The 22,364-nt window shown below is 58.8% G+C and carries 16 protein-coding genes; 10 read left to right on the forward strand and 6 right to left on the reverse strand.

Translation table 11 applies throughout. The annotated features are described in order from the left end of the window. Nucleotides 1–166 precede the first annotated feature (166 nt). Nucleotides 167–364 carry an alanine-zipper protein gene (locus tag Thiosp_RS01135; protein WP_201069167.1) on the forward strand — a complete coding sequence of 66 codons (198 nt, stop codon included), beginning with the start codon at nucleotides 167–169 and terminating at the stop codon, nucleotides 362–364. Here Thiosp_RS01135 and Thiosp_RS01140 read toward each other — a convergent pair. Continuing rightward, nucleotides 343–1,605 (reverse strand): L,D-transpeptidase family protein, encoded by a 1,263-nt coding sequence (locus Thiosp_RS01140; protein ID WP_323696795.1) that lies wholly within the window; start codon nucleotides 1,603–1,605, stop codon nucleotides 343–345. The genes Thiosp_RS01135 and Thiosp_RS01140 overlap by 22 nt on opposite strands. Here Thiosp_RS01140 and Thiosp_RS01145 point away from each other — a divergent pair. From Thiosp_RS01145 to Thiosp_RS01160, 4 genes are all read left to right on the forward strand, one after another. Beyond that, nucleotides 1,519–3,639, forward strand: a complete 2,121-nt coding sequence (locus Thiosp_RS01145; RefSeq protein ID WP_201069166.1) for an elongation factor G — start codon at nucleotides 1,519–1,521, stop codon at nucleotides 3,637–3,639. The two genes, Thiosp_RS01140 and Thiosp_RS01145, sit on opposite strands and share 87 nt — an antisense overlap. A gap of 224 nt (nucleotides 3,640–3,863) precedes the next feature. Beyond that, on the forward strand, nucleotides 3,864–4,154 hold the full coding sequence (groES, locus tag Thiosp_RS01150; RefSeq protein WP_009150142.1) for a co-chaperone GroES: 291 nt from the start codon (nucleotides 3,864–3,866) through the stop codon (nucleotides 4,152–4,154). 83 nt (nucleotides 4,155–4,237) lie between these two features. Continuing rightward, complete coding sequence (groL, locus tag Thiosp_RS01155; protein WP_201069164.1) at nucleotides 4,238–5,893, forward strand: chaperonin GroEL; 1,656 nt, start codon at nucleotides 4,238–4,240, stop codon at nucleotides 5,891–5,893. A gap of 139 nt (nucleotides 5,894–6,032) precedes the next feature. After that, nucleotides 6,033–6,929, forward strand: coding sequence for a CPBP family intramembrane glutamic endopeptidase (locus tag Thiosp_RS01160; RefSeq protein WP_201069162.1), 897 nt, complete (start codon nucleotides 6,033–6,035; stop codon nucleotides 6,927–6,929). Here Thiosp_RS01160 and Thiosp_RS01165 read toward each other — a convergent pair. The 5 genes from Thiosp_RS01165 to Thiosp_RS01180 form a co-directional block, all read right to left on the reverse strand. Then, nucleotides 6,909–8,582 carry a hypothetical protein gene (locus Thiosp_RS01165; RefSeq protein WP_201069160.1) on the reverse strand — a complete coding sequence of 558 codons (1,674 nt, stop codon included), beginning with the start codon at nucleotides 8,580–8,582 and terminating at the stop codon, nucleotides 6,909–6,911. The genes Thiosp_RS01160 and Thiosp_RS01165 overlap by 21 nt on opposite strands. A 52-nt stretch (nucleotides 8,583–8,634) precedes the next feature. Then, nucleotides 8,635–9,720 (reverse strand): GDP-mannose 4,6-dehydratase, encoded by a 1,086-nt coding sequence (gene gmd / locus Thiosp_RS01170; protein ID WP_201069158.1) that lies wholly within the window; start codon nucleotides 9,718–9,720, stop codon nucleotides 8,635–8,637. 182 nt (nucleotides 9,721–9,902) lie between these two features. Then, nucleotides 9,903–10,424 (reverse strand): DUF3368 domain-containing protein, encoded by a 522-nt coding sequence (locus tag Thiosp_RS01175; protein ID WP_201069156.1) that lies wholly within the window; start codon nucleotides 10,422–10,424, stop codon nucleotides 9,903–9,905. A gap of 2 nt (nucleotides 10,425–10,426) precedes the next feature. Beyond that, on the reverse strand, nucleotides 10,427–10,726 hold the full coding sequence (locus Thiosp_RS24625; RefSeq protein WP_407702757.1) for a UPF0175 family protein: 300 nt from the start codon (nucleotides 10,724–10,726) through the stop codon (nucleotides 10,427–10,429). A gap of 190 nt (nucleotides 10,727–10,916) precedes the next feature. Continuing rightward, complete coding sequence (locus Thiosp_RS01180) at nucleotides 10,917–11,213, reverse strand: Rossmann-fold NAD(P)-binding domain-containing protein (protein ID WP_323696796.1); 297 nt, start codon at nucleotides 11,211–11,213, stop codon at nucleotides 10,917–10,919. Between the two features lie 348 nt (nucleotides 11,214–11,561). Between Thiosp_RS01180 and Thiosp_RS01185 the strand changes: the two genes are divergently transcribed. The 5 genes from Thiosp_RS01185 (at nucleotide 11,562) to Thiosp_RS01205 (ending at nucleotide 22,327) form a co-directional block, all read left to right on the forward strand. Continuing rightward, nucleotides 11,562–15,254, forward strand: a complete 3,693-nt coding sequence (locus Thiosp_RS01185) for a Druantia anti-phage system protein DruA (RefSeq protein WP_201069153.1) — start codon at nucleotides 11,562–11,564, stop codon at nucleotides 15,252–15,254. Then, nucleotides 15,247–16,590, forward strand: coding sequence for a hypothetical protein (locus Thiosp_RS01190; RefSeq protein ID WP_201069152.1), 1,344 nt, complete (start codon nucleotides 15,247–15,249; stop codon nucleotides 16,588–16,590). The genes Thiosp_RS01185 and Thiosp_RS01190 overlap by 8 nt, the downstream gene beginning before the upstream one ends. Nucleotides 16,591–17,353: 763 nt before the next feature. Continuing rightward, nucleotides 17,354–21,340: an AAA family ATPase gene (locus Thiosp_RS01195; RefSeq protein ID WP_201069151.1), complete on the forward strand. Its 3,987-nt coding sequence runs from the start codon at nucleotides 17,354–17,356 to the stop codon at nucleotides 21,338–21,340. A gap of 34 nt (nucleotides 21,341–21,374) precedes the next feature. Beyond that, nucleotides 21,375–21,761 (forward strand): hypothetical protein, encoded by a 387-nt coding sequence (locus tag Thiosp_RS01200; RefSeq protein ID WP_201069149.1) that lies wholly within the window; start codon nucleotides 21,375–21,377, stop codon nucleotides 21,759–21,761. Continuing rightward, the gene (locus Thiosp_RS01205; protein ID WP_201069147.1) at nucleotides 21,761–22,327 is read left to right on the forward strand and encodes a Uma2 family endonuclease; all 567 of its coding nucleotides are present in this window, start codon (nucleotides 21,761–21,763) and stop codon (nucleotides 22,325–22,327) included. Before Thiosp_RS01200 ends, Thiosp_RS01205 begins: the two co-directional genes overlap by 1 nt. Nucleotides 22,328–22,364: the final 37 nt, after the last annotated feature.

Here is a 22,364-nt window from a genome sequence, read left to right on the forward strand (position 1 = left end):
GCCTTTGGGCCTCCAAGGGCAGTGATATCAAACGCTCATGAAGGTGGGGCAAGCTGCCGTCCGGAGTCGTCTGGGGCGATAATCTTTAGGCGTGGGACTCGAAATTTTCTCAGTCTGTGGTATAACGGGCGCGCCACAAGGCAACAGTTATATGGAGAATATGCTAATGACCAAGCGAACCAAACTCGCCTCTTTGTCCATCGCCGCCGTTCTTGGCGGTGCCATGCTCGGCGGCTGTGCCACCGATCAGGAAGCCCGTGATATGGCTCAGGCCGCCATGGACTCCGCCAATGCAGCCCAGGCCTGCTGCAACGCTAACGAAGAGCGCATCAACCGCATGTATCAGAAGATCATGTCCAAGTGATGCCAGCTGGCTGATTCTTGCCGGCCGCCCACTACGGTGGGCAGGCCGGTATTTTCATCCCTCACCTGTTTGACCTCGTCCCAGTTCACCAGCACGCCCGGCGCCTTGGCGATGGACTCTGGTATCAGATCCTCCACGCGCGTGTCGGCCTGCTGTTTCTCGGTAGCGTTTGCCTCCAAGAACAACTGATCCCCGAGCCAGCCAACCTTGTACGGTTGATCCACGATGGTGACCTGCGTTCCGGTCGGAATCTGACTGAACAGATATTCGATGTCTTCCGGAAACATGCGCGTGCAGCCATGACTGACTGGCATGCCAACTCCCCAGGGCTTGTTGGTGCCATGGATCAGATAACTGCGATTGCTCAGCCGCATGGCGAAGGCACCGAGCGGATTATCCGGTCCGGCCGGAACCACGGCAGGTAAAATATCACCTTTGGCCGCATGCTCGGCGCGGATCGATGCCGGCGGCGTCCAGGTCGGACCCTTGATCTTCTCGACAATGCTGTATTGACCGACCGGCGTCTCCCAGCCTTCGCGTCCGGTACCGACCGAGAAAGTTTCGACTTCCTGAGGCGAGCGGAAGTAATACAGTCGCTTCTCGGCGGTGTTCAGCACCAGCCCCTGCCGTGGCGCATCCGGCAGCACATGGCGCGCAGGAATCAGTACATCCGCGCCATCCTTCGGCACCCACATGTCGACATTGGGGTTGGCCTGTTCCATCTCGTCGAAACCGAGCCCATGATGGCGCCCGATATCAAGCAGCGTCTGGCGTGCGTCGGCCTTGACGTAGAAGGGCGTGCCGATGACGTCGTCGTCCGAGCTTGCCAGCCGGTATGGCTCTGACGCTAGCGCGATGCCCGAAGCGCCGATGCCGCTGAGTCCAATTGCGGCAAGTGCAACCGCCGGGAGTATCGCGGTCAGTCTTTGCCCGGTGTGGATCAAGAGTTGAACGGTAAGGTGCATCAGGGATGCGAACAACGAAGGAATCATGGTCGGGATTTGGCTAGGGATCTTTCTAAGACGCATGGCAGGGATGCTCGCGCCAATATTGGCGGCAAAGTTGGCGGCGATGGGGGCCGCGGCCATGCCCCTGCCGATTTCAAGCTTGATTTGTGCCTTGCAGGGCCGGGATGATGCGGGGCATCCTGACAGATGATCCGCTTTCGATCTCAGAGTGCCGTTGTGACAGATCATACCCATAAACTCCAGCACGTTCGCAATATCGGTATTGTCGCCCATGTCGATGCCGGCAAGACCACCCTGACCGAACGCATTTTGTTCTATACCGGTGCACTGCACAAAATTGGTGAGGTGCATGAAGGCGCCGCCCACATGGATTGGATGGCTGAGGAGCGCCAGCACGGCATCACCATCACCGCGGCAGTAACGCGCGCCCCGTGGCGCGAGCATTTGCTGCAGATCATCGACACCCCGGGCCATGTTGATTTTACCATTGAGGTGGAGCGCGCGATGCGAGTCCTTGATGGCCTGGTGCTGGTGCTCGATGGCGTGCGCGGGGTCGAGCCGCAAACAGAAACCGTGTGGCGCCAGCGTGGCCATTTCAAGCTGCCGACGCTGTTCTTTATCAACAAAATGGACCGCCCGGGCGCGGATTTCGCCCAAGCGATGGCCGCTATCGGCGAGCGCCTGGGCGTGCAGCCGATCGCCGTGACCCTGCCGCTGCCTGAGCGCAATGCCGTGATCGATCTGATCCGCCAGGAGCTGCTTGAGTTCCATGGCGAGCAGGGCGAGGAGGTGGTGCGTGCACCCTGCCCGCAGGCGCTCTGGTCCGAGGCCGCTGGGCTGCGCGAATCCCTGCTGCTGGCCGCTGCCGAGGTCGACGACACGCTGGCCGAGCCGGTGCTGGCCGGTGAGCCGGTTGCGCCGGCAGCACTGCTCAAAGCACTGCGCCGGGGCGTGTTGAACGGAGACTTGTTCCCCTGCTTTGGCGGCAGCGCGCTGCGCAATCTTGGTGTGCAGCCATTGCTCGACGCCGTGGTGGATCTTCTGCCCGCGCCGACGGATCGCCCAGCAATGACGGCGCAGCGCTTTGAGGCAGCAGCGGCGGATAGCCCGCAGCCCGCAACCGAGTCCATCACCATCGGCGGCGATGGACCCCTGGCTGCGCTGGTATTCAAAGTCCAGCTGTGGGATGGGCGGCGGCATTGTTTCACGCGCGTTTATCGCAATCGCGTGCGCCCCGGCGATAGTGTGGCCTTCATCGGTGCCGACGGACAGGTGGTCAAGGAGCATGTCGCGCGCATTTTCGACATTGACGCCGGCAAGAAGACCAAGCTCGACGAGGCCGGCCCCGGGCAGATCGTGCTACTCGCGGGGCTGCGCCACGCGGCAACCGGCGATACCCTGTGCGACCCTGAGCATGTCTTCAGCCTTGAGCGTATTGAAACCCGCACGCCGGTGCTGAGTCTGGCCATAGAACCGACCAGCAGCGCCGAGGAGGAAAAACTGCTCGAGGCACTGGACAAGGTGGCGCAGGAAGACCCGACGCTCAAGGTCGAGGAAGACCCGGAAACCGGCCAGCGGCTGCTGCGCGGTATGGGCGAACTGCATTTGCAGATTGTGATCGAGCGACTGGAACGCGAATTCCATCTGCGCGTGCGCAGCGGACGCCCGTCGGTTGCTTTGCGCGAAAGCATCGGCGTCGAGATCAGCGTTGAGGATTGCTATCAGCGCCCGGCGTCGCCGGACGGCAAGCACCCGGAAGTCAAGGCCAGCATCGGCTTGACTCTGACACCGGGGGAGCGTGGCTCTGGCGTGCAGATCCTTGATGAGCCGCAGGTGCACCCGGCGGGTAACGAATTGAGCGAGGAGCAGCGCCGCGCCTTGCGCGAGGGTTTGCAGCTCAGCCTGAGCAGCGGCCCGCTGCAGGGCGCGCCGGTTGAGGATGTCGCCATCCGTGTGCACCGGGTCGATCTTTTCGGTCAGGCCAGCACCCCTGAGGCCTTGGGCGCGGCGGCGGCCCGGGCGCTGCGCAAGGGGTTATCTGCGGCCGCTCCGGTTGTGCTGCATCCGCTGATGCGCGTCGATCTCGTGGTGCCGGAAGACAATCTTGGCCATGTGCTCGGTGACCTGCAGGCGCGCCATGCGGTGATTCGCGCCACCGTGCTGAGCGACGGTGGCGGCGAGCGCGAGGCGCGCGTGCAATGCGCGGTGGCACTCGAGAGTCTGCTCGGCTATGCCACCGAATTGCGCAGCCTGACCCAGGGCCGCGGCCAGTTCAGCATGCAGTTCGAGCGTTTCGACGCTATCTAAGCCTTCGGCTTGCCGAGCCCAGTCTTCCCGCCTGCGTGCCGACGTGCATGAATTTTGGGGGAGTCCCTGGCATTCCCGCAGCATTTTTTGATGTCTCTGCCCCTTGACAGTGCGAGCATCGGGACTATTATTAGCACTCGCTACTGATGAGTGCTAACAACCCCGTCCCTAGGCCGGGCTGACCGGCGCTCGACCACTCACACTACATTGAGGGGACTCAAACAATGAATATCCGTCCTTTGCACGACCGCGTCGTTATCCGTCGCATGGAAGAAGAGCGCACCACCGCTGGTGGCATCGTCATTCCAGATAGCGCTGCCGAAAAGCCGATCCGTGGCGAAGTCATGGCTGTTGGCAACGGCAAGATCATGGACAGCGGCGACTCCCGCCCGCTCGACGTCAAGGTCGGCGACAAGGTGCTGTTCGGCAAGTACTCGGGCACCGAGGTCAAGGTCGATGGCGAAGATCTTCTCGTGATGCGCGAGGAAGACATCATGGGTGTCATCGAGGGCTAAGCCTTCGCGCACCCTGACCCACAAGCAATTTCGTTCGCGTCACCCTGTCGCGAGACCAGTTTAGATCACGGGAGCAAACTCCAATGAGTGCAAAAGAAGTTAAGTTTGGATCTGATGCGCGTGCGCGCATGATGGATGGCGTCAATGTCCTGGCCAACGCCGTCAAGGTTACCCTGGGCCCGAAAGGCCGCAACGTCGTGCTGGAGAAGTCCTTCGGCTCACCCACCGTCACCAAAGATGGTGTCTCTGTGGCCAAGGAAATCGAACTGAAAGACAAGTTCGAGAACATGGGCGCACAGATGGTGAAGGAAGTCGCTTCCCAGACCTCCGACGTCGCCGGTGACGGCACCACGACCGCTACCGTGCTGGCTCAGGCCATGGTGCGCGAAGGCCTGAAGGCCGTCGCCGCTGGCATGAACCCGATGGACCTGAAGCGCGGTATGGACAAAGCCGTCGAGAGCGCCGTCGAGCAGTTGCGCGCCCTGTCGCGTCCTTGCTCCGATAACAAGGAAATCGCCCAGGTTGGTACTATCTCGGCCAACTCCGACGACAGCATTGGCGAGATTATCGCCGAGGCGATGGAGAAGGTTGGCAAGGAAGGCGTCATCACCGTTGAAGAAGGCAAGTCGCTGCACAATGAGCTGGATGTCGTGGAAGGCATGCAGTTCGACCGTGGCTATCTGTCGCCCTACTTCATCAATAACCAGCAGAGCCAGACCGCCGAGCTGGAAGACCCCTACATTCTGCTGCACGACAAGAAGATCTCCAACATCCGCGATCTGCTGCCGGTGCTTGAAGGTGTCGCCAAATCCGGCAAGCCGCTGATGATCGTCGCCGAGGATATCGAAGGCGAAGCGCTCGCGACTCTGGTTGTGAACTCCATCCGCGGCATCATTAAGGTTTGCGCCGTCAAGGCTCCGGGTTTCGGTGACCGTCGCAAGGCCATGTTGCAGGATATCGCCATCCTGACCGGCGCCACCGTGATCTCCGAGGAAGTCGGTTTGTCGCTTGAGAAGGCTACCCTGAACGAACTCGGCCAGGCTAAGAAGATCCAGGTCAGCAAGGAAGAGACCACCATCATCGACGGCGCTGGCTCCGAGGTCGACATCAAGGGCCGCTGCGAGCAGATTCGCGCCCAGGTCGAGGAGACCACCTCTGACTACGACCGCGAGAAGCTTCAGGAACGTCTGGCCAAGCTGGCCGGCGGTGTGGCCGTCATCAAAGTGGGCGCCGCGACTGAAGTCGAGATGAAGGAAAAGAAAGCCCGCGTCGAGGATGCTCTGCACGCCACCCGCGCGGCAGTCGAGGAAGGTATTGTGCCCGGCGGTGGTGTGGCACTGGTGCGCGCGCTCAACGGCGTGCGTGGTCTCAAGGGTGCCAACCACGACCAGGATGTCGGTGTCGGTATCGCCCTGCGCGCGATGGAAGAGCCGCTGCGCCAGATTGTGCATAACGCCGGCGCCGAAGCCTCTGTCGTGCTGCAGAAGGTTGCCGAAGGCGAAGGCAATTATGGCTACAACGCCGCCAGCGGCGAGTATGGCGATTTGGTCAGCATGGGTATTCTCGACCCGACCAAGGTATCCCGCACCGCGCTGCAGAACGCCTGCTCCATCGCCGGTCTGATGATCACCACCGAGGCCATGGTGGCCGAGGAGCCCAAGGACGATGCACCTGCCGGTGGTGGCATGGGCGGCGGCATGGGTGGGATGGGCGACATGGGCGGCATGGGCATGATGTAATCGCCCCTCTGTCGGCCTGTAGCGCGCTGGTCGGTTAGAGCTGACCAGCGCCTGCTGTCCCTTGACGCCCCCTGCAAGTCTCTTGCTGGGGGCGTTTTCGTTTTCAGTTCATCCCGTTCGTCGTGGCATCATCTCACCCATGCACCCAACTGCTCTGTTTTTTGGCTACATGTTCGCCTCGCTGGTACTCGCGGCCTTGCTCGCCGTGCCTGTGCTCGGTAGCGGAGTGCTCGACGAAGAACCTGCGCGAGTGCTTGGCCGCTTGGCTCAGGTGCTGATGCTGCTTGGCCTTTGGCCTTTTTTGCGCATGCTCGCACTGGCTGATCGCTCCAATCTGGGATTTGCCGTCCCGACCGAGCGGCTGCGCTCGCAACTCTTGGCTGGCTGGCTGAGCGGAGTGGCGATGATGATCGCCATTGTTGGCCTGCTGCTCATTACCGGCGCGCGCATTTTCGAGACCTGGGAGCCTGGCTGGGTGCTGGATTTGGCCAGGACCGCCCTGCGGGCGCTAGTTGCCGGGTTATTGATCGCGCTGGTTGAGGAGACCTTTTTTCGCGGCGCGCTTTTCGCCGCCATTCGCCGCCGCGGGACCCTGCTTGAGGCCGCCGGATGGTCCGCCGCGCTCTATGCGCTGGTGCATTTCATGAAGCCGCACGGGCTGCCGGACGGCATGACAGCTGACGCGGTTGGCATCGCCTGGATGCTCGGAAGCGTCTTCACCGGGCTATTCGACTGGCATCACCTGGATTCACTTTTCGCGCTCTGGCTTGCCGGGGTACTGCTGGCCCTGCTGCGCGAGCGCACCGGCAGCATCGTCTTTGGTATTGGTCTGCATGCCGGTTGGGTGTTCGTGATCCAGACCAGCCGGCGCCTGACCGATGGCGTGGATCACTCCGCTTGGGCATGGCTGGCGGGTGATTACGATGGCGTGATCGGCTGGTTGGCGGCGGCGGTGCTCGCGCTAGCGATTTTGCTTGAACGATTGACCGCCGGGGGGGACCGCGCGCCTGAGGGCCTATTCAGGTCTGGGGAGTAAGCAGGTATTGGGTGCATCCTCGCCGATGAAGCCATAGTAGCGACCGAGCCAGTAGGCCAATAGGTAATCGACACCGCCATAGAGTCCGTTCGGCAAGCCGGGGTCTTCCAGCTTCCACGGCTGGCGCTCCCACATAAATCTGGCTGGCACGCGCTCAGAGACATCGATCGCCTCGGCGGACAAACCGGGGCAGCGGGCACTCTCGGGGTAGCTCCCGTAGAGATCGACGGGGTGGGCCTGGTTCGGTGCGACGGGAAAGCCGGCGAGTTGGGCAACATGTGCGTTCAGGACCGCATCAAGCTCAGTGCCCTCTGGTGCCTGGGAGGCATAGATAAAGGCAAAGAATACATTCTTATCGTTGGCCACTGCGGGCCACATCCGCTCGGCAAGGATGTCACGCTGCAATTTCTCGCGTCTTTGTGGGTCTGTTTCGAGTCGTGCCCAGCTATAGGCAGGCATGAAGCCGATATTGAGCCCATGGTAGCCGTCACCGCAGCGGTTGGTATCGCGCCAGCGCGCGGCGATTGCCAGCCACTGATCCGCTTCTTCGGCATAATAGTCGACCAGTGCCTGGTGTCTTGCCGCATAGTCGGGACTGTCCGCTGACATCTGCAGTGCGATGCGAAAGGCGGCGCCAAGCTGTAACGCCTGGGTCGGTAGGGGTATGTCGGGCAGCCAGCGCAAACCGGGAAGCTGGCGCAGATACTCGGATGGATTTGGCCAGAACACCAGCACGCCTTCTCCACTTACCTCCCCGGTGGCGATATTGATCTCAAGCCTCGGGATGCCATCCGGCATGGCGGCGTTCAGATAGACGACGTTCTCAAGCGCCATCTTGAAACGGACATCCCAGTTTGGGAAGACGATTTCCACATCACGCCGCTCGCGCTGCATGAGTTGCTCGGCAAATTCGACGCTGTCGGCGCGCAGCTTCTCCATGGCGGCACGGGCCATCTCGCCGCGCTGAGGATCATCCTGCCAGGCACTCAGCGCCTCGTAGGCGAGTGAGTAGCCCAAGAGCACGCCTTGATATTGATCGCGGCTGACATTCCCGCGCCAGTCCCAGGTTTGGTCTTCAAACGGAGAGCCGATGTAGACCTCGGGATCATCCGGAGGCAGGGCGCTTAGAACCACGGGCGGGCTGTCGGAGGGCGCGGCGAAACGCGCCAGATACCCGGGATCGCCCGGAATGTTCCACCAGCGATGCAGCGTTTCGGTGGTCGTCAGCACCTGCTCGAAGGCGTCGTCGGCGCCCGTGGTCATCAAGCGCAGTGCCTCAGAAGCGAGATAGGACCCGGTCCAGATCGCCGAATCGCGCACGCCACCGTAGCTCCAAACGTCCTGGTAACTTGCATCGGCGAAAATGGCGCTCATCACACCGCCTGCTGGCATCATTTTTTCGCGTAGCCAGGGCAAATAGGCGCGAGCACGGTTGTGCATGTGCCCGACGCCTTCCTCTGGTGCTTCAACCCACCCCTGGGTCGTGGCATCCCACAGCGTGCAAGTACCAGCTTCAGTTGTGGTGTCTAGCAGGCAGCTGTCGGCGCAAGCGGCGGGCGTGTTCGCGGCAAAGGCCGACGCGGACAGCATGAGGAACTGGCTGCCGAGTGCAATTGCGCAGACTTGACGGAGGCTGTGGGCAATTCGTGGCATGGGGGCTCCTGATGTCAGCTATTACCTGATGAAAGCTATTCTCGGATGCAATCTATTCATTGTGCTGAAGCACGGTATATCCCTCGCGATTGCATAAGGCATCGCGCTCGGCTTCCTTCAAGTCCTCGCGCATCATCTCGGCCACAAGCTGCGCGAAGCTGATCTCGGGCTCCCAGCCAAGCTTCTGTTTGGCTTTGCTCGGGTCGCCGAGCAGGGTCTCGACCTCGGCCGGGCGGAAGTAGCGCGGATCGACCTCGACCAGACAAGCGCCGGTTTTTTCATCGAAGCCTTTCTCGTCGACGCCCTTTCCTTCCCAGCGGATGTCGATACCGATCTCTCGGGCGGCGATTTCAACGAACTCCCGCACCGAAAATTGCTTGCCGGTGGCGATGACGAAATCTTCTGGCTGGTCCTGCTGCAACATCATCCATTGCATGCGCACATAATCCTTGGCGTGGCCCCAGTCGCGCTTGGCGTCCATGTTGCCCAAGTAAATCCGCTCCTGCAGGCCGAGCTTGATCCGCGCGAGCCCGCGGGTGATTTTGCGGGTGACGAAGGTCTCACCGCGGATCGGGCTTTCGTGGTTGAACAAAATGCCATTACAGGCATAGAGCCCATAGGCCTCGCGATAGTTCACCGTGATCCAGTAAGCGTAGAGCTTGGCCACGGCATAGGGCGAGCGCGGATAGAAGGGCGTGGTCTCGCGCTGCGGGACTTCCTGCACCTTGCCGAAGAGCTCGGAGGTGGATGCTTGATAGAAGCGGGTCTTTTTCTCAAGCCCGAGGATACGAATGGCCTCGAGCAGCCGCAGCGCGCCGAGACCGTCGGAATCGGCCGTGTATTCAGGCTCCTCGAACGAGACAGCCACATGGCTTTGCGCTGCCAGGTTGTAGATTTCATCCGGCTGCACCTGCTGCATGATGCGAATCAGGCTCGAGCTGTCGGTCATGTCGCCGTGGTGCAGCACAAAGTGCCGGCCCGTCTGATGCGGGTCCTGATAGAGATGATCGATGCGGTCGGTGTTGAACAGCGAGCTGCGTCGCTTGATGCCATGCACCATGTAGCCTTTCTCAAGCAGGAATTCCGCCAGATAGGCGCCATCTTGACCGGTAATACCGGTGATCAGAGCTGTTTTCATTTTGTTGATAATCGCAAGTGGTTCCCTTAAACGCCCCAAATGCTACCGCAAAACCCGACCCAGCGGGTGCGGCGCCCCACCCCGGGGCTGCGCACCGCTTTGGCGGAAGCTTGCCGGCATTTCGCCCTTGACGCCGAAAACCTCGCAAGCTGTCAAAGCTTAAACAAGTTGTCGAATAATGATCAATGACAAGAACTTGAGGTTGGATGCCAGGCACAACCCTGATGCCCTTGCACCATGCGACTGACGGCTCGCAACACCTCCGGTGACACGCGAAAGTTCGTTTGCGCAGTCAAGCAAGAGACGGCTTCATCGAAATCAAGCCAACCGCGCTGTGCCGCATCCGCAAGCAAGCCCAGCGTGCCTGCCACGCGCAGACCGGCGCCAAGCGCGGTTTTTCTGCCGATGCGCTCGTCAATCAGGAGCAGATCGGCCTGCCGTCCTAGCGCGAGCCGGATTGCCGCAGACTCCCCGTGATCAAGCCGCTCCAACCCAGGAACATCAAGCGGCTCCGCCATCTTAATGTCCAGCCAATCCGGGCTGCCCTGAATGAAAGTCCGCAGTTTGCCCGGAGCAGACGGGTGAAGACATTCTTCGGCCACCTCGGGCGGCATCAGAATTCGCCCGAAGCGCTTTTGCAGAAACGCGCCGGCATCCAGGGTCACAAGATAGCGAAGTACCGAAGTATCGCTGACAACAGTCACGTTCAGAGCGATGTGGACAATGTCTCGATGTCCCGCGCAGCTTCCCCAACGGATGGGCTCGGCCAGACATCATGACTCGCAATAAATGCCTCGGTCTCCCAAAGGGACTCGTGCTCGAGTAGCTGACCAACCTCTGCACGCGAGAGGCTCCCGGAGCGGTAGGCTTCCGCGGCGAACCCCTCCAGGACCCTGCGCGGCACGTCCGCGCACTGGGTTTCAAGACGTCTGAGCAAGGGGTCTGGGATGTTGAGTGTCAAAGTCATCGCGGCACTGGAAATCCAAAGGACGGGGAGCCTGCGCATGATGATCGCCAAAGCCCCCCTATCAGCGCAAGTTTTTTACACCAAACCCCTTCCACGCACCCTTGGGCACAAGGGTTACAAGCCGAGGGACTCGGAAGGCTTTCGCAATCTCGCTCATGACCAGGCTCGGGAATGCCTTTTCGCGCCTTTTCGACCGGTGTCGCGGCATCGATCTTAATCGGACCAGCCCTCACCCGCGAACCTGTTCCAGGTTCTCGACAAACCACTGATAGGTTTGTGCCAGCCCTTGCTCGAGCTCGATGCGCGCCTGCCAGCCGAGACCGCGCAGACGGCTGACGTCGAGCAATTTGCGCGGTGGACCGTCGGGCTTGGTGGCGTCGAAGCGGATCTGGCCCTGGTAGCCGGTCACGCGCTTGATGGTCTCGGACAGCTCGCGGATGGATAGGTCTTGGCCGCTGCCGACGTTGACGTGGGAGCACATGCGCTCGGTCAGCTCGGCATAGTGGTCCGGTGCGAGGTTCGTCATAGAGACACAGGACTAAGAGATCTCAGGACGCTAGCTTCGGCGCTTGCCGAAGTTTGATCAACGTGCACTCAACACGGGTGGAGTGGTCGCGTGCCTTTTTCCGCGCTATCATGCCAGGCAGGTATTGGGCAAGGGTTTGGCCCAGAGCGTCTGGATCCATTATTGAGCTTGTGCTGTGGGATAGCATTTTTTTCACCGAGCGTTAGAGCACTATTTGCCATTTCTGTCACATTTAAAACATTATGCGCTCGAATTCATCCTGCGGACGCTACCGAACTGCGAACTCTGACGTGCCTTCACCAACCTTGAACTTATTGCCGACCTCATCGCCAAGGACACTCGATTTTAATGATCGTACCCATCCGCCCACCACTGGATGGCGCCTGCGCCGAGCGCTTTCTGGCCTTTTCCCGCTGCCTCGCGCGGACGCAATCGGCGGACGAAAGCGCGCGCGAAGCGCTACTGGCTGACGAGATCGGCTGGGCCCGGGACGCCCTGTCTTCCGCAACGTTCGCGTTCGACACCTACGAAGCCGCCGTGCGCGTTCTCGCCGACCTGCATCGCCTCGGTTGGCAGGTACGCGAATCGGGCTACGGCATCGAACTGTCGATGCAAACGCCACGCATCGGCGGACTCTCACCGGCCCAGATTCGTGACGAAAAGGCCCGCACGCGAGCCCTATTTCGCCCAGCGGTGCAGGCACAGCTTGGCGATCCCGCGGTGCGTAGCTTTGTGGCGCGCATGGAAAAACCTAGCGCCAAAAGTGGAAAACGGCCCATCACCCAACTGATTACCGAAGGTCCAGAACTGCATGGGCGCCTAACAACAACCACATGGGATGATGCAACGCCGTTCGAGCAGCTGCCAATCCAACCCTACTTGCAACTGGTCACCAAGGACGCCACGGATGCCGTCACCGGCCAGAATCTTCGGGAAATTTGGCGCTATTTTCGGTTTACCTGGTCGATTCCGCAGTTTGCCACGCCAGGGCGACAGCTGCTTTACTTGGTGCGCGACGCCGCGCATCCCTGTCATGCCGTCATGGGGTTGCTGGGTCTGAATAATTCAGCCCTGCAAATGGGCGAGATCCGCGAAGCCGAACTCGGTTGGAGCCGCGCAGTCCTGATCGCGCGCCTCAAGACTATCACTGACGCCAATCAGCTCACCGAAGAGTTCAACTGGCTTGAATCCTGCCTAAGCAATGCATTGCAGGATGTCGAAACGGAAGCTTTGGCTACCAGCGACGAGATCGCCGAACCCAGCGCGGAGGTGATCGCCCGGCTCAGGCGGCATGGTCAAGAATTCGATCATTGGCGCGATCAAACCCTGCGCCAACTCAAGGTGGAAAAAGCCAATGGGCATCATCCGGCAACCGCCGCATCCGTTGAAGACGCCCGCGGCTATCCCCCGGTCAGCGACGCGGTGCTCGACCTTGAGCCGAAACCGTCGGGAAATCCCAGAATGCAGCAGGCGCGTCGTTTCCTGGTCGCGCGTAAGCGGGCCACCTTGCTGGCCGAACTGCTCCAAGCCCGGCAGACGCTGCGCAGGTATCGAGCCGAACTGACGGATCCACGCCGACTTCCCGCGATCATCGAGCGCGAGGAGATCTTGGTCGCGTTGCAAACAGTGCTCGACTCCCTCAAGAGCCGCTATGCTGGTATCAATATCCTGGAGGTCAGCACTTGCGGTGCTATCCCTCCTTACAACCTGATGCTTGGCGGCAAGCTCGCGGCACTGCTGTTGTTCTCCCCGCGGATTGCCGCCGACTACCGCCGCCAATATGCCGGGCCATCCATCATCGCCTCGCAACTAAAAAACGCCCCGGTGCAGCGTGACGCGACCCTGGTTTATCTGGCGACAACCAGCTTGTATGCCCACGGCAGTAGCCAATATGAGCGGGTGCGGCTCCCCGCCTGCGTCATCAGCGAGCAACAAGATGAATTGCGTTTCCGGCGTCTTGGCATGACCAGCGGCTATGGCACCATGCAATTTCTAGATGAGACGCGAGCGGCAATCGAACGCTTTCTGCTTCATCAGCAAGGATTTGAGGATATCAACAGCATCTTCGGCGAGGGTCCCAGCCCCAAGCTTCGGCTGTTCACCGCCGGCATGACTCGGCTCGGCTTCCGGCCCGATGAGCTCATGTCACACCACCAGCGACGGCTGATCTATGGCATCAGTCTGGCTCCCCAGTCCAAGGAGTTCTTGTCAGGGCGCCCAACGCAGCTGCCCGACTATCTCCTCGAACCAGAGCGATTCCAAAGCGCGACCCGAGCCATCGCCCGTTATTGGACGAACCGCTGGCTGTCATCGCGGTTGTCTCATTCCGAAAGTCTCACAGCCCTGTTGGTTCAATCGGCGTGGCGACTCGGAGATCGGCTACCTGTCATACGCCCGCCGGAGGAAACGGAGATGTCTCAGCCCGATCGCGAAACCGATCAAACGCCAGCATCCCAGTCAACGGCGTCCGGCCAAGATTTCTGGCTGCAAATCGCGGCAGCGGGTCCCAAGACCGTCTCGGATGCCCTGACGCTCCAAGAACTCGACAAGCTGCATATCGACTTCGCGATCGAATCCTTTGTGGCCGCGCAAGTGGCTGACGGGCGAAGCCTGTTTCTGACCGGCAATGCTGGCGATGGTAAGACCCATATCCTGCGCAAGCTAGCACCACGGCTGAAAAAAGCGGGCGCGGTCGTGGTGGAAGATGCGACCGCCTGCATGCGTCGCAATCAGATTGAGCCGGTTATCGAGCGGTGGCGTGACGCCGAACGCGACGGTCGTCCGTTTTGCATCGCCATCAACGAGTATCCGTTGCATTTGCTGCGGATCGCGGCCAAAGCTCATCTTCCTGAGTTAGCCGCAGAATTGGCGCGTCAAAGCCAGCGGCCGCTGATTTATGGTGAAAATTCTTTGGTCGAAGAAGCGACACCGCCGCTGTTCGTTGTTGATCTTAGCCTGAGGAACCCTTTGAATCCGGCGATCTCAGCGGAAATGTTGGACCGAATATTGATGGATCAGTGGATTACCGAAACATCAAGCCTCGAGTATAACAAGACGCGGCTCGCCGACCCTGTCGTTAAACGAAGATTGATGGCGCTTTTTCAGCGACTTGTGAATATCGGCGTGCGTGTCACAATGCGGGAGCTATGGATATTGCTCGCACGCCTGGTTCTCGGCTATCGGGGTGATTTGAAAGAACCTTTAGGCTCAAATCTCGAATATCGCTACACCGAAGTTTTGTTCTCTAGCGACGCGCGCTTTACTTTGGGGCAGGCGCTACAATTTTGTGATCCAGCTCGATATAGTCATCCCATCTGGGATTCGCTGCTAGAGGACCGACATGAGACAACGCTTGAAGGCTGGAATTTTGGACCTCCAGTCATCAATGTAGCCGATCGGCCAGATCGAAAGGTGTTCCAGGCACTGAAGAGAAGTTTCTATTTCGAGCATGATTCCGGTGATGCCTGTTTTTCCTTGGAAGATTCGGACGTCGCTGAGTTTCAGAAAGTTTTGCGCAGTTCCGTTAGCTCGAATCTTCAGGTGAAAAGGCAGTTGGTTCACGGGCTTAATCGAGCATTCTGCGTTCAGGAGTTTCCTGGTTGTGAGGATAATCTTTACCTCTGGAATGGTCATCGTTTTCACGAAAAGCCGAGCCGATCATTCCTTGCGCATCGTTTTATTCCAGTTATGCGCCTGGAATTACTGCAACCGCAAATTCCCCCAATGGTGGCCGAAGCGTTTCCTGAATATGAACCAGATCACCTTGTTTTGGCATGCAAAACAGGAAATGAGTTCATGGCAAGATTAAAAATTGATTTCCCCCTTTTTTGCATCTTGCAACGTTTACGAAGGGGGTTGCCAAGAAAGCTCTTGCCTGAGAGCGAAGCCTTCCGCTTGGATGCGTTTATGGAAGCTCTAAATTCGGTGGAGACTGAATCCGATTCTCGTGTTCTTTCTGCGCATTTGGAACGTAAGGAGCTCCTGGAGGTTGAGCTTAATTCGGAGGCCAATCAGTATCGGCGGGTGTCTTGCAATGGCTGAGAAGAAGATTTCGCCGACCAAGAGCGGCAGAATTGATCAACTCCAGCGGGCGGCGTTGGGTTACAAGCCTTACAGAATGAAGCCGGTTCATTTAGCGACGAGTTTTCTATTGGCCTTGACTGGAAAATATCGTCAGCTCAGATGGCTCAATATCTTTATTAATCCAAAGGTCGCCGAAAAGAAACCTGGTGATATATATGTTTCAGAAAACTTATATTCTGAACTAATCGAAGGTGAACTTGATTTGCTTGCGAAAGATGTTTCGTTGCAAGATTTCAAGTTATTGCGTCAACATTTAAATGCAGCATTGAACAATGACGGAGCTGCTGGCGCCGCATTTTCTCCGCACTCCACGCACGGAGTAGATTACAGCACCCCATCTCTATGTTATCTCGCCAATCAGTCGAAGAATCATGGATATGCGGGCGCCTTCATCGTAATAGTTTTGCAGCAGAGCGACGCTGGACGAGATTTCTTGGCAATTGCGGCTGACATTGTCAATCAGTCGGAGACATCAGCAAGTTTTGTTGGAAATCCGCTGGTTGAAAATGAAGAGCAAACGCTCGATTCCGATTTATCTGAACTTTGCGGCGAACCACCGCTCTCCTTTTTGGCTTCCGTCAGTGATCTTATGTTGCCTCAAACAGAGGTTTTGAAAACCCTTGCCGAGCATTTAAAAAAATCGCGGTCCATCTACGCGCTGAGAAATCTTATGCTTGGTATTGGAAGCTGGTTACTCGCGTACCAAGTGCGACACATTCCTGGGTGTGAGGAAAGCATCTTGTTCTGCGATTTTGCGGGTGATACAAAGCCTCGATTAAGGGTTCAGTCTGCTGCTTGCTATTCGCGTCACCTCGGGCTTTTCGGCCGTAGTCTCAAATTTTGGATGGATCAGCCGGAATCACGAGTCCTAGATGCGGATATTGGTGTTTACGAGTTGGCGGCGACGTCCGTTACAAAACACTTGGAGGAACACTTCCGGGATTTTTCTGTGCAAATCGGGTGGGCACAACCTCGGAGTGGTGGGTCGCAAAAATATTTTCGGCCCCAGCCTGATACGATGCGCGTTTTGCTAATGAGCGTAATCGAGGACGGAGAGATTTGCACGATTGACGAAGTGGCGGAACGCTTGGCCTATCGTTGGCGCCTGGTTTTTGGGCTTTTGCCTTCAGATCATTCCGTGTTGAGGAAGCATGGTTACAGTCCTTTAGATGAGGATGCGGACTTGAGGGCAAATCGAGAGGCTTTCAAGAACCTGGCAATAAGTCTTGGTCTGGCCTGGGAACCCTCTGACGGACTGGTTTTGTTTTCCGTGCGAAAAGACCGATTGATCTGAGGTCAATATGAATGCTCCGGAATATGTCGCGATTGCTATTGCTCGATGGGTCGTGTCGCGGATCGATGCTGAGAACGATTTTGCCTGTGAAGGGCTCCCGCAGTTAGATGTCAAGGTGCTTTTTCGAGAGCTGGCAAACGATCAAAACTTTGTGAGAGCAGCTCCGGATTTCTCGATCGCGCTGGCCGGTTTCGGGGAAACGACCGCAGATCTGGAGTTGGCAGCTAGGCTGGTCAGTCTTAGTCCTATCATAGCCTTTGCCGATGATCTGCACGTCGCTGCTCAATGGCGAAATGATCGTGGAAACCACCCTCGCACGCTTGCTTTGGCGATGGGCTATAACGCCGGTGTGCATACCCTTGGACACTATGCCCGTCCCCAGGTACGGGATCTCGCAAGATTGTTACTTGAGGACGCGGGTCGTCATTTGACATCTCGCTTTCCAAACAGCCCAGACATACATCGGCAGTTATTGCAGGTTCTGATTTCTGAGCCGGGAGTCGATGCCTTGCTCTCGTTGGAAAGCTGCGCGAGTTTCCTTGCCGAGTGGGATTTGCTCCCCGAAAGAAACGGCAATCATGCCCCCTGGATGGCGCTCCCGGCACTTGGTCTGTTGCGGGATCGTGATCTGTTCGGTACGGACGATCTGGGAAAACGCCTAGCCAAAAATTTGGATGCTGCTGGGCGTATCCGCACCTTGCGCCTTTCGGATTTGCGCAAGCGAGGTAATCGAGTTTATCGCGATCCGAGTCGGCAGCAGCAAATGCGTTCCGCTTTCGGCTCGGTGCAAGCCTATCTCGAGGCTATCCAACAAGGCCGAGCCTCCGAATTGGATTTATCGGAGGCTCTTCTGGTTTTGCAGCCTCCGAAGGAGCCAAAACCGGATGCTCCCGACGATCCCGATAAAGCGAACCCAGATAACCCGGATGGCGATGAAGCATCCGCGAATCTGTCCACTCAGGCGGCGGACGCGTTGCTTGATGGGCGCGAAGAGGACTTAGCGGCTATTGCGGATGCGCTGGAAGAGGCGTGGAGGGAAGCACTCGATACCGGAAGCGATGTCATTGAGGTGGAACTTCGTCTTGTCAACGGGCAACCTGTCGAGGGGCATCTGGAAATCGACCCGGCTGTGCTTGATTGGGTTGAGGCGTTTTGCTCGGAAGATCGCTTTGGCGGTGTCTTCGAGACAGCAGAATCCAATCTCGAACAGGCATTGAAGTCAGCGGCAGATCATTCGCCGCTCTTCTTAAATGTTGATGCCATCATTACCGTCGAGGGCGAGGATGTGTCGCTGGAGACCATTCTTGCGGACTGGGATCAAGTACTAACCGAGCGAGTCGGGGCGCAAACTGCGTTGGCACCGGCTTGGCGGGAGTTTAGGGCGCTGCGAACGCGTCTGCTGTCGCATCTCGGCTTACTGGTCTTTCACGCGCGCCATTGGCTCGACGGGCGTCCCGAGGTGCTAGCAAAGGTCCGTCGGTATCTGGAGCTGGCAGCGTGCCTTTATCGTGAAACCCAAGACCACTATCAAGTGATGGCGGGGATCAGCGCCACCTGGGCGCGCGCGGCGCTGGAAGCCTTGCTCGCGATTGACATCATTCAGGTCCGCGCAACGCGGGCGGATGGCAAACAGCTTGCGAAAGCAGTGCTCCTGCCGACTCACCCGTTGCACCTGTGGCGTAATGAACGCCTGTCCACACTGCTGCGGGGTCTGGACGCGAGTTCACCGATGGCAAAGGACGAACGCGAAACCATTCGTCAGGAGTTGGAGCGTCCGGAGCAGTTCCTTTCAGTGGTGCGCCTGTCCAGTTTGCCAGCCGGTCGTGGACTGGGCCAGATGTTGCCCTACACTAACCAGATTCGCGGCTTGCCGGTATTTGAAAATCTCAGCAATACCTGTTCGGGTTCTGACGGGGTCCGGCGGCTAGGCGAGGCTTTGGATCAATTCATCATCCATAACCCAAACCATCCTTTTCCTCTTCGTCTCACGGTTGTCAATCCGCCGGCTGGTGATGAGTTGCCTCGGGAATTGGTCAGGCTGCTCAAGAAACCGCAATATCGTGGTGGCCAACGGCTGTCGGGGATTCATTTGGATCTCTATGCGAGTGGGCATCATCTTGATCGGTTGCGCGGCAGTCTTAGGTTTAGCCGCCCGCAAAATGAGGATGAAGTGCACGAGAAGGTCGCTGACGGCCGCTTGCTGATTCGTGTCCATGATGAAGAGGTGACGCCTGCGACCAAGCTGGAGTCCGTGGTGGAATTGCTGCGGGAGCGACCGAGCCACTTGGTGGCGATTTTCGATGAATCCAGCATCGAATTGCGGCAGCGCACCATTGATCACATGCTGCCAATGAGCCCATTTTGCGTCCGTTATGACGTTCAGGTGGATCAATTTTCTGGAAGCATCCGACTGGAACCGCAGCCGGGCGAGTCGCCGTTCAGCGAATTTCTCCAGTTGATGAATGAGCTGGAGGGTCATCAGCGCAGCGGCGCGGTTCAGGCCTATGCGCATGCCGAGGGGCTGGGGCAGACGGTGGATGCCTTGCTGCAAGGGAAGCGTCCCGCCGCCACCTGGCTGTTTCTCGCCGACCGGGCTTTGCCATCGGAGGCGGGCATGCGCTCGGTGCGCATTTCGGAACAACGCGAGGGGTTGCGCGACACCTTCCTCGCCGCGCGAGATTTTGCTGGTCTCGCGCGCTTGCTGCGCCCGAAGCTGGCAAAGCGGGCCAATTTGACCATTACACTGGAGGATATGGAGCGCCTGTTGTTGCAAGGCGCCCGCTTGCTCGGTAGCGGTCTGCTGTCGTTGATGAAAAAGCAGGACGGCCAGCCCGATGAAAAGCAGGTGATCGGTCTCGCTGGGCTGCTGTTCGCGGCGCGCGATTTTCAGCGGCGCATGCCAGGCGCCTTGGTGCTGAGCGTCGATCATCCGTTGGCCAGACTATGGCTCCGCACGACAAATCCTGATACCAGCGCGCGGTGCGATCTGTTGGTGCTGTGGCGTGACCAAACCGACGATACCTTCGAGTTGCTCGCGGTTGAGGTCAAAGCCTCGGACAGCGAGAGTCTGAATAACGAAACGGGGCGGATTCCTGACGCCGTTAATCAGATCAGCCACACGCTGGAAGCCATCGCCGATGGTCTGGCGGGAGGTGCCGCGCCGCCGAGTCCGCTGTCAGTTCCCCGTTGCGAAATGCTGAAGCAAACGCTGGCCCGCGCGGCGCAGGCGCGCACCGGCAAGGCGGCCGATGATCGCCGCAATCGCCAGCTGTGGGGTGGCTGGTTGCAAGCGCTTTTTGGTCAGGACGCGCCAAGGGTTCATCTCCGTGGCTGTGTCGTGAGCGTCATGCTGCGCCGCGCTAGTCCCGGAACGGAAGAGCCGCTGGCAAACGCGACGCAATGGCCCATCAGTCACCGGGTGCTCGGCGAGCTGGAGTTGGATGAGCTGCTGCATGATCCGCAGCCACGAGAGCTAGACCCATCCGAATCCGAACCCTCTTGCGCGGACGAGGGGAGTGCTCGTGCCGACACAGATGCAGCCATCCCGGCTGCGCCTGATGCTTCTATCCTCGCTTTTGTCACGACAACCACTGACCAGCAAGCAGCCTCAGGGTCGCCATCGCGGACCACTGTTCCGGATCGGCCACCATCCAGTTCTCCTGCTGTGGTCATGCCGACAGTGCCGCGAGTCCAGGCGTCGGATGAAACCTCGGCGGATGAAACGCCTGCCTGGCCGCCGGCAGTCAATGCCCTCGGGCTTATCGGTCAGGACGAAGCCGTCCAACGTCTCGTCGAGCAGGCCGTGTTTGCACAGACCACCGGGCAGCGCTTTCCAGATAAGTTGCTGGTTGGCCCGGCCGGTGTCGGAAAAAGTACCTTGGCTCGCAAAATTGGCGAGATGTTGCAGCACGAGCTGCTGCTGTTCAATGGTGCCGATCTGCGACGGCCTGCTGATTTGGCGCAGCGGCTGAAGGAGCAACAGTTGCTCGAAGACTCCGGTCAGGAAGTGCTTGTCAAACCCACGCTATTGTTCATTGACGAGGTGCATGGTATCGCAGGGACTGTCGCGACCTGCTTGCTCTCCGCCATGGATGATCGCCGCATTACCACCATCGACGGTAAGGTCTACGATTTCAACCAGGCTATTTTTCTGGTTGCCACAACCGACCCAGGCCAATTGTCCGAGGCTTTTCAGAGCCGCCCCGATAAGACCTGGCTGCGCCCCTATACCTTGCACGAACTGGCTGGAATCCTGTGGCTACACGGCAAGGGTTGCCTGGATGGCGCCGAATTGTCCCGGGAAGCCTGCTACGAAATCGCGGCGCGCAATCAATGCAATCCCCGCCGCAGCGTCCGGCAATTGACCAACACCCTGGTGCAACATTTCTTCAGCCGCGCGCTGGCGGCAGGGGAAGGAAAGCCCTCGCTGCGGGATACCGCGACCTGGATGACGGGCGAGAACATTGCCCGGTTTTACGATCAGCAGGGCATCGATGCCAATGGCCTTGATGACCTCGCACGGCGTTTTCTGAATTACCTGAAACGGCAGGGGCCATCATCCGAGCCAACATTGCGGCAGGCGCTCGGTCTTGCGCACCCAAGGGATTTCGTTGAGGTGGCCGAGTATCTGGTCAGGCTGGGACTGATCGAAACCTCTTCAGCGGGCAGGCGCTTGACGCGTCAAGGTGAGAAATATCTGCGCGCCGAGGCGCCAGCGGATTTGCGCTCGCGGATTTCGCGCGCTGGATAGCTAGGCTGATGCATGGCCTTTTGGAAGATTGGTCATGATTATGATTATTGATCAAGACACCCGCTTGCAAAGAGGTAGCCTCAATTCGCTCTGGCGCGAACCGAATTTGGAGTCCTTTACCGGCGAAATCGTACTAACAGGTGAGCGTATCAAGGCAGCCTGCGGCCTCGATAAAGCAATTCTTGCCTGGGACAGCAAATTGCGTCATGCGGGAAAACGCAATGGTTATCACGGTGGCTGCGCGCCGGCTGAAGCCCTGGTGCCTTTTTCTATCTACGGGTATGGTCCACAATCCGCAGCGATTGGAATCTTCGCGAAGAAGTCAAGCCGAATTGGTGGCAGGTCGCGCGGGATGCTCAGTGACAGAATTCAATCGCTCGCTGGTGCTGCAGACCCAAGTCAAACCAAGGGTATTCTTTGATGGAAGCGCATCGCCTTAGCACAGTCGATGACTTGCTGGCCTGGAATGGCGAGCACCCGGTCGAGCTCATCGATGGCGAGATTGTGCGGCGCCCGATGAGTCGTTTCGAACATGGGCAGGTACAAACCGGGTTAATCGGCCAATCCTTTCCCCTGGTCATGCAAGGGCAACCCGGGGGTTGGTGGATTCTGCCCGAGATCAGCGTTCGCTATGGCGCGCACCATTGTCCCAGCCATGACTTGGCCGGCTGGCGCAAGGAGCGGTTGCCCCAGCAACCCGCTGGCATCATGACCATCTTTCCGGACTGGGTGTGCGAGATTCTCTCACCGGGTCATGAGCGAAAAGATCGAGTCATGCACTTCATCCGCCTGCAACGAGCCGGCGTGCCTTTTTATTGGATTGTCGCTCCGCAAGAGCGCGCCCTGATTGCCTATGCGTTGGATGCTGGCTGCTATCGTGCCGTTTTCACCGCCGAGGGGGCGGGCGAGACGGCTGTCAAAGCTCGTATTCCGCCTTTCACGGAGATCGAGATCGATCTTGGGCTGCTGTTTGGGCAGCCGCACTGACACTCGTTAGCGACCAGTGGTGGATTTCGCTGTCGCT

This window comes from Thiorhodovibrio litoralis (assembly GCF_033954455.1).
GTDB classification, from domain to species: Bacteria; Pseudomonadota; Gammaproteobacteria; order Chromatiales; family Chromatiaceae; genus Thiorhodovibrio; species Thiorhodovibrio litoralis.

Bases quoted from the DNA above. Each gene is read 5' to 3' on its own strand.
- Thiosp_RS01135 (WP_201069167.1), top strand. From the start codon at position 167: ATGACCAAGCGAACCAAACTCGCCTCTTTGTCCATCGCCGCCGTTCTT.
- Thiosp_RS01145 (WP_201069166.1), top strand. From the start codon at position 1,519: ATGATCCGCTTTCGATCTCAGAGTGCCGTTGTGACAGATCATACCCAT.
- Thiosp_RS01140 (WP_323696795.1), bottom strand. From the start codon at position 1,605: ATGGGCGACAATACCGATATTGCGAACGTGCTGGAGTTTATGGGTATG.
- groES (WP_009150142.1), top strand. From the start codon at position 3,864: ATGAATATCCGTCCTTTGCACGACCGCGTCGTTATCCGTCGCATGGAA.
- groL (WP_201069164.1), top strand. From the start codon at position 4,238: ATGAGTGCAAAAGAAGTTAAGTTTGGATCTGATGCGCGTGCGCGCATG.
- Thiosp_RS01160 (WP_201069162.1), top strand. From the start codon at position 6,033: ATGCACCCAACTGCTCTGTTTTTTGGCTACATGTTCGCCTCGCTGGTA.
- Thiosp_RS01165 (WP_201069160.1), bottom strand. From the start codon at position 8,582: ATGCCACGAATTGCCCACAGCCTCCGTCAAGTCTGCGCAATTGCACTC.
- gmd (WP_201069158.1), bottom strand. From the start codon at position 9,720: ATGAAAACAGCTCTGATCACCGGTATTACCGGTCAAGATGGCGCCTAT.
- Thiosp_RS24625 (WP_407702757.1), bottom strand. From the start codon at position 10,726: ATGCGCAGGCTCCCCGTCCTTTGGATTTCCAGTGCCGCGATGACTTTG.
- Thiosp_RS01180 (WP_323696796.1), bottom strand. From the start codon at position 11,213: ATGACGAACCTCGCACCGGACCACTATGCCGAGCTGACCGAGCGCATG.
- Thiosp_RS01185 (WP_201069153.1), top strand. From the start codon at position 11,562: ATGATCGTACCCATCCGCCCACCACTGGATGGCGCCTGCGCCGAGCGC.
- Thiosp_RS01190 (WP_201069152.1), top strand. From the start codon at position 15,247: ATGGCTGAGAAGAAGATTTCGCCGACCAAGAGCGGCAGAATTGATCAA.
- Thiosp_RS01195 (WP_201069151.1), top strand. From the start codon at position 17,354: ATGCGTTCCGCTTTCGGCTCGGTGCAAGCCTATCTCGAGGCTATCCAA.
- Thiosp_RS01200 (WP_201069149.1), top strand. From the start codon at position 21,375: ATGATTATGATTATTGATCAAGACACCCGCTTGCAAAGAGGTAGCCTC.
- Thiosp_RS01205 (WP_201069147.1), top strand. From the start codon at position 21,761: ATGGAAGCGCATCGCCTTAGCACAGTCGATGACTTGCTGGCCTGGAAT.